At 44.1% G+C, this 12,481-nt stretch carries 13 protein-coding genes; 4 read left to right on the plus strand and 9 right to left on the minus strand.

All coding sequences use genetic code 11. From position 1 onward, the window contains the following. Positions 1–222: 222 nt before the first annotated feature. The 5 genes from KI655_RS01170 to artP all read right to left on the minus strand — a co-directional run bounded on the left by KI655_RS01170 (position 223) and on the right by artP (position 3,975). Positions 223–735: a GNAT family N-acetyltransferase gene (locus tag KI655_RS01170; RefSeq protein ID WP_285400910.1), complete on the minus strand. Its 513-nt coding sequence runs from the start codon at positions 733–735 to the stop codon at positions 223–225. 322 nt (positions 736–1,057) lie between these two features. Continuing rightward, complete coding sequence (artM, locus tag KI655_RS01175; protein WP_285400912.1) at positions 1,058–1,726, minus strand: arginine ABC transporter permease ArtM; 669 nt, start codon at positions 1,724–1,726, stop codon at positions 1,058–1,060. Beyond that, positions 1,723–2,409 (minus strand): arginine ABC transporter permease ArtQ, encoded by a 687-nt coding sequence (gene artQ, locus KI655_RS01180; protein ID WP_285400914.1) that lies wholly within the window; start codon positions 2,407–2,409, stop codon positions 1,723–1,725. The genes artM and artQ overlap by 4 nt, the downstream gene beginning before the upstream one ends. Position 2,410: 1 nt before the next feature. After that, positions 2,411–3,142, minus strand: a complete 732-nt coding sequence (locus tag KI655_RS01185; protein WP_285400916.1) for a lysine/arginine/ornithine ABC transporter substrate-binding protein — start codon at positions 3,140–3,142, stop codon at positions 2,411–2,413. A gap of 104 nt (positions 3,143–3,246) precedes the next feature. Then, complete coding sequence (gene artP, locus KI655_RS01190) at positions 3,247–3,975, minus strand: arginine ABC transporter ATP-binding protein ArtP (RefSeq protein WP_285400918.1); 729 nt, start codon at positions 3,973–3,975, stop codon at positions 3,247–3,249. A 461-nt stretch (positions 3,976–4,436) separates the two neighbouring features. Between artP and KI655_RS01195 the strand changes: the two genes are divergently transcribed. Beyond that, positions 4,437–6,242, plus strand: coding sequence for an ABC transporter ATP-binding protein/permease (locus tag KI655_RS01195; protein WP_285400920.1), 1,806 nt, complete (start codon positions 4,437–4,439; stop codon positions 6,240–6,242). 148 nt (positions 6,243–6,390) lie between these two features. Next, entirely contained in the window at positions 6,391–6,855 is a 465-nt protein-coding gene (locus tag KI655_RS01200; RefSeq protein ID WP_150872559.1) for a thioesterase family protein, read from the plus strand. Between the two features lie 71 nt (positions 6,856–6,926). Here the strand turns inward: KI655_RS01200 and KI655_RS01205 are convergent, their stop codons facing one another. After that, positions 6,927–9,206 carry a peptidase U32 family protein gene (locus KI655_RS01205; protein ID WP_285400923.1) on the minus strand — a complete coding sequence of 760 codons (2,280 nt, stop codon included), beginning with the start codon at positions 9,204–9,206 and terminating at the stop codon, positions 6,927–6,929. Positions 9,207–9,361: 155 nt separating this feature from the next. Between KI655_RS01205 and KI655_RS01210 the strand changes: the two genes are divergently transcribed. Next, positions 9,362–9,964: a glutathione S-transferase gene (locus KI655_RS01210; RefSeq protein ID WP_285400988.1), complete on the plus strand. Its 603-nt coding sequence runs from the start codon at positions 9,362–9,364 to the stop codon at positions 9,962–9,964. An 81-nt stretch (positions 9,965–10,045) separates the two neighbouring features. On the opposite strand, the gene KI655_RS01215 is transcribed toward KI655_RS01210, so the two are convergent. Genes KI655_RS01215 through KI655_RS01225 form a run of 3 tightly spaced genes read right to left on the minus strand, consistent with a single transcriptional unit; the run spans position 10,046 to position 11,042 of the window. Beyond that, a complete protein-coding gene (locus tag KI655_RS01215) occupies positions 10,046–10,495 on the minus strand; it encodes a GyrI-like domain-containing protein (protein WP_285400925.1) in 450 nt (149 codons plus the stop codon). Between the two features lie 52 nt (positions 10,496–10,547). Next, positions 10,548–10,781: a hypothetical protein gene (locus tag KI655_RS01220; RefSeq protein ID WP_285400926.1), complete on the minus strand. Its 234-nt coding sequence runs from the start codon at positions 10,779–10,781 to the stop codon at positions 10,548–10,550. 9 nt (positions 10,782–10,790) lie between these two features. Further along, complete coding sequence (locus tag KI655_RS01225) at positions 10,791–11,042, minus strand: Rho-binding antiterminator (RefSeq protein ID WP_285400928.1); 252 nt, start codon at positions 11,040–11,042, stop codon at positions 10,791–10,793. 230 nt (positions 11,043–11,272) lie between these two features. Between KI655_RS01225 and KI655_RS01230 the strand changes: the two genes are divergently transcribed. After that, positions 11,273–12,451: a BamA/TamA family outer membrane protein gene (locus KI655_RS01230; RefSeq protein WP_285400930.1), complete on the plus strand. Its 1,179-nt coding sequence runs from the start codon at positions 11,273–11,275 to the stop codon at positions 12,449–12,451. Positions 12,452–12,481: the final 30 nt, after the last annotated feature.

Here is a 12,481-nt window from a genome sequence, read left to right on the forward strand (position 1 = left end):
CATGTTCCAGCAGATTCTCATTCAGATCCCTGATACACAACCAAAGCACTTCAAACTTCGCCACTACATTAGGATTTTGCTAACGCCGATACCAACGTTTTACGCCATCTATGACCAAATTCATCAGCGATTTGTGACACAACACAGCTTCGTAAAAAGCTTGTAAATGGCTTGAGGCGCGTGTGTAGAAGGTGATTTTTGTTACCACAGTTCACAATTGAATCAGTTCAGCTCGAGAGATACTGTGCTATTCATACGATAGCGTCTAACCGTCCCTTCCGACTCGTCGGTGTAACTTCCAAGATATTCGCCACCACACTTCTCAATCACTTTTTGAGAAGCAGGATTATTAACTGAACACGTGACTATCGCTGCTTCCGTGATGGCGTTGTCGCGAACCCATGCCAATAGAAAGGGCGCGACACCTTTTCCTCGAGCTGTAGGCCTTGTTTCGTACCCAATATGCCCAATCACGTTCTCAACATAATCATTAGTACCTTGTCTCACTCGAATCGCGCCCAAGATTTGATTCTCTGATACACAATAATAGGTCTTACTAAGCAGATAACCTTCTGGCAATCCTGTGGTGTCTTTTTCACGTCTGATGATGTCAGAAAGGTGTCCTTCCGGATCTTGCTCTACATCTTGGTATCTGGGAATGCCCGACTCAGAACACTCCTTAGCATAGCTTTCCATCAATGGTGCTAAACCAATGCTCGCTTCAACTACTTCCATGTAAATATCCTCAACGCTAGTCCATTTCCCTTATGTTATTTCATAAAGAGAACAACTCAGCATTTCATCACTGAATAGTTATCCTTGTTTCATATGAATAACACAGCATCATCATATCACTATAACTTTCAGTAACTTAAATTACTCATCTTTTGAGTGGATCACAAAACATGGGTTAATTTTATAAGATGACGCTCTTTGGGATAATCAATTGGCTGGTGTATCGTCCTATAGATTCACGAGTAAACCCCAAACACAAAAAAGCCCGCAACCTTATCAGGATCACGGGCTAAAGAGTTGGTTTCTACTGTGCTTGGTAGTATTAAGCAGCTTCGAACGCGAGCGCTTTCCTCTCTACTTGGCGGAAAATTAACGTTAGAAGTCCATTTACGGCTAGGTAGAATGCACCAGCTATACCGAACACAGTTAGTGTGTCATAAGTTTGGCCGTTGATACGCTGCGCGTAGCCCATTAAGTCCATGATGGTGATGGTACTCGCGAGTGACGTGCCTTTGAATACCAAAATCACTTCGTTTGAGTAAGCTGGAACCGCTCGGCGCAGTGCATATGGAAGTAGCACTTTAAGCGTTGCTACTTTGTCCATACCTAACGCTCGACAAGCTTCCCACTGCCCTGCTGGAATCGCGTTGAATGCGCCCTTAAATAGCAGTGTGCTATATGCCGCGGTGTTCAGAGCTAGAGCTAACATTGCACAAAACCATGGCTGACTTAGCCAAGTCCACATAAAGCTTTCACGAATCCAATCAAACTGACCTGGGCCGTAATACACCAAGAAAATTTGAACTAAAAGAGGCGTGCCAGTAAATAAGGTGATGATGCCACGAGTTAGCCAATGGATAGCTGGCAGCCTTAACACCAAAGTAACGGTCATCAAAAGCGATAAGATACAGCCGACAAGCAGCGATGCGCCTGTCAGTTGAATACTGGTCACTAGGCCTTCAAGCATTTGAGAGAAGTACTGTTCATTCATGCCATAGCTCCTTTCGCGCCTAAACCTTGGATTGAGTATTTCGCATCAATCACTTTTACTGCTCTTTGCGTAACCAAAGTGATCACTAGGTAAATAGCTGCTGCGGTTGCGTACCATGTGAATGCTTCGTGTGTTGCCGCCGAAGTTAATTGTGCTTGCTTTAGTAGATCAGTCACACCAATTAGCGAAACCAACGCCGTGTCTTTAAGAAGAACCAGCCACTGGTTAGTTAAACCCGGCAGTGCGTGTCTTACCGCTTGTGGGAGAACAATCTTGAAGAAAGCGTGCGATTGAGGAATTCCCAGTGCGCTTGCTGCTTCTCTCTGCCCTTTGCTAACGGCTTTTAATGCACCACGCAAAGTCTGAGAAGCGTACGATGCAAAAATAAGTGACAGTGCAACAACACCAGATAAAAACGGGCTCACCTCAACGAAATCGCCAGTGACCATAAACAGTACTTGAGTCGAGCCAAAGTAGATAAACAACACGACTAAGATCTCTGGCAAACCACGAACCATGGTGACAAACGCCGTTGTTGGCCATTTAATTGCGATGCGTCGAGACATCTCTCCACTTGCAAACAGTACAGCTAAAACTAATCCGACTAATAGGCTGACAAATGCAAGCTGAATGGTCATCCAGCTTGCTTCGACGAGCCCTAGAGAGTAACCCGTTAATTCCATATTACTTACCGAAGTACTTGTTGAAGATTTCGTCGTATTCGCCGTTCGCTTTCACTGCTGCTAGCGCTACGTTTAGTTGGTCAACTAGCTCTTGGTTGCTCTTGTTTACTGCGATACCAAAGCCATTACCGAAGTACTCTTGGTTAGTTACTTGATCACCAACGTACGTTAGGTTGTCTTGCTTTTTAAACCATTCAGCCACAACCGCTGTGTCACCAAATACTGAATCGATACGACCGTTTTTCATGTCGATGAATGCATCTTGGTAGCTTGAGTAAGGTACTGCAGTTACGCCAGTCATCTGCTCTAGTAGGTAGCTTTGGTGTGTTGAACCGTTTTGAACGCCAACACGCTTGCCTTCTAGTGCTGCTTGGTCAGCAACTTTACCCTCGATAGAAATGAACGCAGCAGAGTTATCGTAGTAAGCGTTAGAGAAGTTCACCTGCTTTAGACGAGCATCAGTAATATCCATCGCCGAAATTGCCGCGTCGTAACGCTTGAATTTAAGTGCAGGGATCAGGCTATCAAATGCTTGGTTGTGGAATGTACATTTCGCTTGCATCTCTTCACACAGCGCATTGGCTAGGTCAACGTCGAAACCTTGGATTTGGTTGTTTTCATCCATGAACTCGAATGGTGCGTAAGTCGCTTCCATTGCGAATTTGATCTCTTGTTGCGCTGCTACGTTGAAAGAAGCAAGGCCGATAAGTGAAGCTAGTAGAATCTTTTTCATTTTGTTACTCCGAATACTGTGTAATTGCGGCCTGTGGCCATTCTTATAATTTGATTGTTTTAATCGATGTTGTGTTTTTACTTAATCTAATATCGTGCGCTGATCTAATGAGTGAGATACTCGGCAAACTCCGGAGTCTGCGGGTTGATAAACGCATCGCTCGTGCCGTGCTCTACGATGTACCCTTTTTCAAGGTAGAGAACATGGCTGGCAATCTTTTTCGCGAAATCGACTTCATGAGTGACCACCACTTGGGTGATGCCAGTTCCGCTTAACTCTTTAATAATGCTGACAACTTGATTGGTAATTTCAGGATCAAGCGCAGCGGTTGGTTCATCAAACAGCAACACATCTGGCTTCATCATCAAGGCACGTGCAATCGCGACACGTTGTTGCTGACCACCTGAAAGTTTTAGCGGCCATGCATCGGCTTTGTCCGCTAATTGCAGCGTTTCGAGAACCTTCTTAGCCTGAGCAATCGCCTCTTGTTTATCCATTCCTGCAACTTTAACTGGCGCTTCAATCAGGTTTTCAATCACCGTCATGTGTGGCCAAAGGTTGTACTGCTGGAAAACCATGCCTACTTTACGACGAAGTTGCAGGCCCTGTTTCTCTGGGATAGAGCCGGAAAAATCAAACGATTCACTAGCAATCTCTAGTTGGCCATCGTCTGCAATTTCCAACAGGTTTAATACACGAAGCAACGAGCTTTTACCGGCACCACTTGGGCCAAGTAAAACCAGTGTTTCACCGCTTTCGCAATTGAACGAAATATCGTGAAGAACTTGGGTGTCGCCGTACGATTTGTTGATGCTCTTTACTTGAATACTCATGCCAAAATACTGCATTAATTGTCATTTGTTGGTTATTCTATTCATTCAGACTTTTTATGCAAGAAAAATGTATAAAAATTTACTTTGTTGAATTTTTGTAACAAACATTGCGCAAAATGTAGGCTATTTATCTGGTCGTGTAAGTTTCTAATCTATCTCATTGAATTAGAAGCAAGGCGATTAAATTAGCAAACGTTTGAACGCAGTTTTATAAAACAAGGCTTTGATAATGACGATCTCTTTGCGTTAAGAAAAATAGAGATGTTCGGTGAATAAATATTGGAGGATTCAACTCGAAACGAGTTATGAATACCCACATAATCAGGTGTGAGATGGTTTAAAATAAACGCGGTGAGTCATATAGTTAGAGAAGTAGTAATCCCCAAGATCAGCTTGTATCGCACATTACAACCAGCGATAACGTGCTTTAATGGGTTATCAATCAATACTAAGGTAGTCTAATGTCCGACCCTGCTTCTACGCTTGAAGAGCAAACCACACCGCCACCGGAACAAACAAAAAAGAGCTTAAAGATCTTGCTTGAGCTATTTCAGTTCATTAAGCCATACCGAGGAAAAGTGGCCATTGCGCTGATAGCTTTGATTTTTACCGCAAGTCTTACGCTTACTGTCGGTCATGGTGTGCGTATTCTTATCGACCAAGGCTTTACCCAACGTTCAACCGATGAGCTGGGGAACGCGATTCAATTTATGTTGGTGATCATTGGTTTGATCTCTGTCGGGACCTTCTTCCGCTTCTATCTGGTTTCATCGGTTGGTGAGCGTGTCAGTGCCGATATACGCTTAGCAGTGTTCAAGCATGTGGTCTCGCTGCACCCGAGCTATTTTGAAACCAACGGCAGTGGTGACATTATGTCGCGTATCACTACTGACACTACCCTGCTACAGAGCATTATTGGCTCATCGTTTTCAATGGCGATGCGCAGCGCGTTGATGTGTATTGGCGCAGTGATCATGCTGTTTGCGACCAATATCAAACTCACCCTGATCGTATTAGCATCGGTTCCGTTTGTTCTAGTGCCTATCTTGGTTTATGGCAGACGTGTGAGAGCCCTTTCTCGTCAGAGCCAGGATTCAATGGCAGATGTTGGATCTTATGCAGGCGAAGCCATTGAACATATTAAAACCGTACAGAGCTATAGCCATGAACAGCAAGAAATCAGTTCGTTTGGCAAAGAGGTAGAGAAAGCCTACGAGATTGGTCGTCAGCGCGTTAAACAGCGTGCGATTCTAATCTCCGGCGTGATTCTGATTGTATTCAGTGCTATCTCAGGAATGCTTTGGGTTGGTGGTAGTGATGTAATTAATGGCACTATGTCGGCAGGTGATTTGGGCGCATTTGTATTTTACGCAATCATGGTCGCCTCATCGCTTGGTACCATCTCTGAAGTCATGGGTGAACTTCAACGTGCAGCCGGTGCAACTGAAAGGCTGATTGAGATTTTGCATGTTGAGAGTCATATTGTTGCGCCTGTTAGTCATCCTCAAACAACCAAAGGATTAGCGGCGGAAGTAGCTTTCAATAATGTCACCTTTAGCTACCCTTCTCGCCCAGATGATCCAGCTACGACGGCTCTCACGATGACAGCGGAAGAAGGAAAAGTATTGGCGCTCGTTGGGCCTTCCGGTGCCGGTAAAACAACCTTGTTCGAACTACTACAACGATTCTACGACCCACAAGTTGGCAGCGTTACACTTGGTGGCGTGCCTCTTCATCAGTTTGACCCTAATGAGCTACGTTCACAAATGGCATTAGTACCACAACAACCTGCATTATTTAGCCACGATGTGTTCCACAATATTCGTTACGGGAATCCTAGTGCGACCGATGAAGAAGTTATTGCAGCCGCGAAGAAAGCCCATGCTCACGACTTTATTATGTCGCTACCTGAAGGCTACAACAGCTTTTTAGGTGAGCGCGGTGTCCGCTTATCTGGAGGACAACGCCAACGTATCGCGATAGCTCGTGCGATCCTAAAGGATCCGAATATTTTATTATTAGACGAGGCCACCAGCGCACTTGATAGTGAAAGTGAGCACCATGTTCAGCAAGCTCTTGAAGAACTTATGAAAGGTCGAACTACACTCATCATCGCCCACCGACTTTCTACCATCAAACACGCCGATCAAATTGCCGTGCTTGACCAAGGTAAGCTAGTCGATCTGGGCAATCACGACTCGCTCATGCAGAGCTGCGAACTTTATCAGAGACTGGTGGAGTTACAGTTTAAACACGTCCGCGGATAGCTCAGGGCTTGATGAGTATTTGCTCATCGGTCACAAGTCACAGCTCGCCATTTTCAATGTTGCAGCAATGTTAAAATGGCGATAGTGTTTTTATTCCAATAACTCATGATTTCTCAAAGATCATTCTAACCACAATAAGAGAGTCTGCATGGAAGCACTATTATCTGAATACCCTGTAATCACTGAAATCCCCGTGGCTTGGGGAGAGATGGACGCACTCAATCACGTGAACAACGCGGTCTACTTTCGCTATTTTGAAACCGCTCGCTTAGACTTTTTCAAGCACGTTGAGCTGATGGAAGAGATGGCTGTCACTAAAGTTGGCCCAGTACTCGGTGATACTTACTGTAAGTATTTCCGCCCAGTCACCTACCCTGACACATTATTAGTCGGTTCAAAAGTGACAGAAGTTCAAGACGACCGTTTTACTATGGAATACGCTATCGTCAGTAAGGCGCAGCAGAAAGTCACCACCATCGGCACAGCCACTATAGTTATGTTTGACTTTGCATCCAATCAAAAAGCACTACTCTCTGTTCGACTGCTCAATGAAATTCAGAAGATGAGCACACTTAAAAGCCCATGCTTTAAGCAAGAAACAGTCGCTGAATAACTAGATACATTTTAAAGGATTAACAAAGGCCACTCGATTGAGTGGCCTTTGTCATTTAGGAGTGTGTCGGATTACAACCCTTGAACGTACTGGTTGTTGGTTCTGATCTGCACTAAGTGGTTTAAGTTGTCTGTTGCAGCTTGGTCACCTGTTACTAGCGCTTCAAATTGCTTAATCAGCTCTACCTTGTCCGCTTTCTCTTTTGAGCCCGAACCGATGTCAGTTAAGTCGATAAAGAACTCGTCAAACAGGTTTGAGAGATCCGCAACGGCATCTTGGTTTAAGAACTGCTCATGGTTGTAAATGCTTGGGTAACCACCCTTCTGCTTATCCACTGCAAACGAAGTGCCTTTCACATTGGTAATCGTGGTTGCTTTCTCACAACGAAGCATACAGCCATCTTCAATAGCTGGTTTGTTACAGCCAACTGTTCTTTGGAAGAAACACTGACGGCTGGTCATCATCAAAATTGGGTGATAGATGCTGTAGTAAAGCTTAAAGCCTTCAGGACGACGAACGTGACGCAGTTGTCCTTTGTTTAGCTCGTTTGAAAGGAAAGCACCCGAACAGTTCAGTTGCTCTTTTAGCGTGTACAAAGCGTGCGAGTTGGTCGTGTTCATGAATGGACCCGCCACCCACTCAATGCCCATCTCATAAGCCTTGTAAGCGATACCTGTGTTGTTGGTAACAATTCGTTTCGGCTTAACGGTTTCAAGAATGCGAACCGCTTCAATGTAATCTTTGCCAATCAGCACCGCTGGGAACCAAGGGATCAAACGCGGGTTTTCAGACAAGATATCAATGTACTTGTTGTTGCGCTTTTTATAGCTCTCAGGCAGCTTGAAGTAGATGTCCGCATCCGTCACATCACAAAGGTGCAGATCGGCAGTGTCAGCAATCAACATAGACAATGTCGGTGTCTCGTTCACTTTGCCAAACTTCGGTAGCGCAGGAACATCAACATTCTTAACAACGTCTACAGAACCATTCAGAATAAAGTCGATCTCCTCTTTTAGCTGAGTTAGCTCTTTCAAAGAGACAAATAGACCTTCATTGAACTGCTCAAAATCATAACCTTCAAGTGAGTGAATACCGCTACGAAGTGATTTGAAGCGTTTCTCTAGAATTTCCTTGGTCAGTGGTTTCTCACCATCTGCAATCAATACAGATTTAGACTTCACTTCAAAGTTCTCTTTGTCAGAAATAACTGAAACCACTAGAGGCTCACCTTCACAGGCACTGAACGAAAGTTTGATTGGTGTTTTGCGGATATCCAGATACTGAATTTTGCTGCGCATCTCATCACCCAATACATCTTTCGCTGCATGAAGGTCTTTGCTGACATCTTCGATTTGAACAACCGAGATCGCGTCATCAGCATTAGGATCAAACTGTTGAACCTGTTTCGCAGCCTGCTCTACCGCGTAATTTTTACTGTTATCACGCGGGTTATCGATGAACATGTCTTTCGTTAAGTTACCTTTCAAGAAAGAGTTGGTGAAGTCACGGTTAAATACCTTGTGTAGGTTTGAATCGTCACCTATCAGATCGCCACTCTCGATAAAGCTGTCGATCTGCTTACGCCATGTATCGATTACCGTATAAACATAGTGAGCACCCTTGATACGGCCTTCAACTTTCAACGAATCAACCTGGGCATCGACCAGTTCCGGTAAATCAAAGTAAGCAGAGTTGTCTTTCAGATTAAGTGGGTAACGGTTACCTGCATCAGTAATCTCGTATTCATCACGACACGCCTGTGAACAGCGACCACGGTTACCTGAGTTACCGACACTCACCGAGCTTGAGTAACACTGACCAGAAAACGCGATACATAGAGCACCATGAACAAAGACTTCTGTTAGAACATCGTGGTCATGCGCAACTTGAGTCAACTCTTTAATCTCAGGCAGGTTTAACTCACGTGATAAGTTCACGCGTGACGCACCAATCTTAGCCAAGAACTTGATTTGGCCTTCGTTGTGCGTCGTTAGCTGGGTAGAAGCGTGAACATCGATTGTTGGAAAGTATTTCTTCACCAGATCAAACAGACCCAAGTCTTGGACAATGATGCCATCAACCTTGGTGTTCACAAGCTGGTTTAATAGCTTACTAATGTTCTTAATTTCGCTCTCAAGTAACACGACATTCAGGGTCAGAAAGATCTGACAACCGTACTCATGAGCAAGACGAATAATGCCGTTCAGCTCGTCTAAAGATAAATTCGAGGCGCGGTTACGGGCGTTGAATGTACCCAATCCACAGTAGACCGCATTAGCTCCTGCTACGATAGCTGCTTTAATCGCCTCTACATCGCCACCCGGGGCTAATAACTCAATTTTTCTGCTCATTTTTGAAGTCGCTCACTTACTTATAATTTTTAAGCCGCGTATTCTACCCACATCACCAACCCTTTACCACCGCACAGCAACTTTTAAACCTAATGACAACAAAGACTCTTCATGACTTGCCTATCCTTTATTCACTGCGTCGCTGCCCTTATGCAATGCGTGCTAGGCTAGGAATTCTCCTTGCAAATCAACAAGTCTTAATTCGTGAAATTGTCACTAAGGATAAGCCAGAAGAACTGCTGAAATGCTCACCAAAAGGTACAGTCCCAGTATTAGTATTACCCGATGGAAAGGTTATTGAGCAGAGTTGGGATGTGATGATGTGGGCGCTTCAACAAAACGATCCGCAAGATCTTCTTCGTTCGAGTAACCCTTCACTCAGTGAACAAATCCACCAGCTCATTCAACACAATGACAATGAGTTTATTGGTCACTTAGAAAAGTATCGCGCCTCTGTTCGCTATCGAAATGACGACATCGAGCAGCGTAGAAACTTGTGTGAATTCTTTATCACTGAGCTTGAAGGTAAACTCGCCCAGCACGACTATTTGTTTGGAGATTCACCTAGCTTAGCCGACTTTGCCGTGATGCCTTTCGTTAGCCAGTTTGTAAGAGTAGAAAAGAAATGGTTTGTGCAGTCTGAATACCAGAACGTCGGACGTTGGTTACGAACTCACCTCGAAAGTAAACTCTATACCCAAGTAATGAAACAGTACCCATTGTGGAATGACACCAAACAAGATTGTCTTTTTATATAAGACCAAATTGCAAAAGAGCCGCTCACACCGAGCGGCTCTTTTATCTCATTAACTTTTACACGATATATCGCTGCTCAAAGATTATTGAATCGCAATTGAAATCTCGACTTCAGTTTCGCCTTTGTACAGCTCAAAGTCGGTTGTGTACGTTCGTGTATGTGGGCAATCAGGCTCGTTAAAATACGCCCATACTTCTCCCCACAGATCGATCACTGCTTGTGGCAACTCTCCTTTTGCAGAGAAAGTAAGATATTTACCAGCCTCAATCTTTGTTTCGACAAGTTGATCAATGGTGTTATCAGTGAGCGCATTGGTACACGCAATCACATCAAAATCACCTGTAAAATCCGACTCATAATTGGTGTACACACCGTAGACCTTTGAGTCTGGAGTTAACTTAGGAAAAGCTTGGTCGTAAAAGCCTTGCCACAACTCACCAATTTTCGCCTTAGCTGGGTCAACTTCATCGGTATTATTCGTTCTTACCGCAAAGCCATACGCTTTTACTGCCTCTAATGTTTGTTCTTTCACTCTTCTATTCCCTAAGCCATATTAACGTATCAATTGTTAAGCCGAGTCAATTCTAGTCTTGGATCTCTTTATGTCCGCACTTTTCACAAACAACATGGCGAGAAAATTCATCCATCGCAGCGATAAAACCGCCAAGAAACCAGCCTTTGACCAGACCGGAAATAAACTCAAGCCGCTTTTGATTTGGTTTACCCGCGAATTTACTCTCCTTTCTCACCAAAACAACAACATGTTGCGTACGCTCACGACAAGATATGCAGTAGCAATGCTCAATCGAAGTATTCATATGTCACCCCTACAAGGTTTTGAAAAATTTTTGCTTAAAATGGGGGTTATCGACACACACTTCTAATTCAGCAATCCCTGTCAATACAACAAGTTGTTCTTGTCCAGCGATACTTAACTTAATGCATTCATCTTTGTCTTGGTTACGTTGGGTATCTAAAGCAACACCCTCGATCTGTTCTCCAGAGTGTAAAGTGAGCTTAACTGGGTACCTGTGCATACACACAATTTCAATATAATCATAATCACTGCAACTAATCATAATACCTCCCAATCTTTCACCACGTTAATGCGACATACCGTTCTATGCAAACTGTTTATAATCCATCGTTTACTCAAGTCACATTGAAACAGCACATACTTAAAGTACTCGTTGTTTTAATCATAGACCCACCTTTAAACACCGAACTTACTTAATAACGTTCGTTTTATTGCGCTATCTATTCGTTTGATTACACTGAAGTTATTGGACAGTGAATAATACGGAACGTTATGAACTTAAAACCCCTAGCCGCAAGTGCTCTCGTGCTGGTCTCTACAACAGCAAGTGCGGTGAGTTTTATAGACCAAATCGATGGTCACTTAGACATGGGTGAATACCTAGCTGAAAATGCCTATGGCTTTTTACCGGTCCCGATTCTGATTACAGAGCCAGCGGTTGGCTACGGTGGTGGTTTCACCGGTATCTTCCTTCATGAATCAGAAGAGCAGAAAAACACACGCAAAGCACTGGCGGAGAAGTCCCTTGATGGAGGCGCACAACTCTTAACACCTGCGATCACCGCAGTCGGTGGCTTCGCGACAGAGAATGGCACTTGGATGGCATTTATCGGTCACAAGCGAAGCTGGAAAGAGGATTCGATACGCTACCTTGGTGGTTTGGGTTATGGTGATATCAACATGACTTTCTACCGACAAAGTTCTCCCAATGCCCTTTCACCACTCGAACCAAACGAAGGTATCGAGCTTGGCTTAAAAGGCATGGGCGGGATACAAAAGCTTCAATTCAGAATCCAAGACTCGCCATGGTTAGTTGGCCTATCTCAACAGTTTTTTGCACCTAAATTGTCACTCAATAACCACCCCAAAGCGCAAGAGATCCTAAACAATATTGGGAATACCTCACCTACTTCATCAGGCTTAGGCTTAATCGCTGAGTACGACAGTAAAAACAGCTTTCTAAATCCAACTCAAGGCTATAACTATGTCGCCGAGTATCTATGGTTTGGTGATGGACTTGGCAGTGATTATAACTACCAAACGTTTAATCTAGAGGGACTGAATTATTGGGAACTCAACAAAGAATGGAATCTCGCGTTGCGCGGACAATACAAATCCTTATCAACTGATGAACGCTTTCTATCACCTCAATACTATCCTGACATTCAGCTAAGAGGTATTGCAAGAAACCGCTATCAAGGAGAGCATACCTTTGCGGCAGAGGTACAAGTAAGCAAACAATGGACGCCGCGTTGGTCTACCGGCGTGTTTACTGGGATTGGTTATGCTGGTGACAGTGACAGCGATATGTTTGACCAAAGCTCACACTTAGCGTACGGCGTTGGATTTCGTTACCTTATCGCAAGGCGTTATGGCCTAATTTCAGGGATTGATATTGCGTTTAGTGAAGAAGATACCGCGCTCTACTTCCAAGTAGGAGCCGGTATCTAGCTAAATCACCATTCAATGTACCAAGCAGAC

Source organism: Vibrio sp. D404a, from assembly GCF_030248535.1.
Classification (GTDB): domain Bacteria; phylum Pseudomonadota; class Gammaproteobacteria; order Enterobacterales; family Vibrionaceae; genus Vibrio.

Bases quoted from the DNA above. Each gene is read 5' to 3' on its own strand.
- artQ (WP_285400914.1), bottom strand. From the start codon at position 2,409: ATGGAATTAACGGGTTACTCTCTAGGGCTCGTCGAAGCAAGCTGGATG.
- artM (WP_285400912.1), bottom strand. From the start codon at position 1,726: ATGAATGAACAGTACTTCTCTCAAATGCTTGAAGGCCTAGTGACCAGT.
- KI655_RS01225 (WP_285400928.1), bottom strand. From the start codon at position 11,042: ATGATTAGTTGCAGTGATTATGATTATATTGAAATTGTGTGTATGCAC.
- KI655_RS01210 (WP_285400988.1), top strand. From the start codon at position 9,362: ATGCGTGCTAGGCTAGGAATTCTCCTTGCAAATCAACAAGTCTTAATT.
- artP (WP_285400918.1), bottom strand. From the start codon at position 3,975: ATGAGTATTCAAGTAAAGAGCATCAACAAATCGTACGGCGACACCCAA.
- KI655_RS01220 (WP_285400926.1), bottom strand. From the start codon at position 10,781: ATGAATACTTCGATTGAGCATTGCTACTGCATATCTTGTCGTGAGCGT.
- KI655_RS01230 (WP_285400930.1), top strand. From the start codon at position 11,273: ATGAACTTAAAACCCCTAGCCGCAAGTGCTCTCGTGCTGGTCTCTACA.
- KI655_RS01195 (WP_285400920.1), top strand. From the start codon at position 4,437: ATGTCCGACCCTGCTTCTACGCTTGAAGAGCAAACCACACCGCCACCG.
- KI655_RS01205 (WP_285400923.1), bottom strand. From the start codon at position 9,206: ATGAGCAGAAAAATTGAGTTATTAGCCCCGGGTGGCGATGTAGAGGCG.
- KI655_RS01200 (WP_150872559.1), top strand. From the start codon at position 6,391: ATGGAAGCACTATTATCTGAATACCCTGTAATCACTGAAATCCCCGTG.
- KI655_RS01185 (WP_285400916.1), bottom strand. From the start codon at position 3,142: ATGAAAAAGATTCTACTAGCTTCACTTATCGGCCTTGCTTCTTTCAAC.
- KI655_RS01170 (WP_285400910.1), bottom strand. From the start codon at position 735: ATGGAAGTAGTTGAAGCGAGCATTGGTTTAGCACCATTGATGGAAAGC.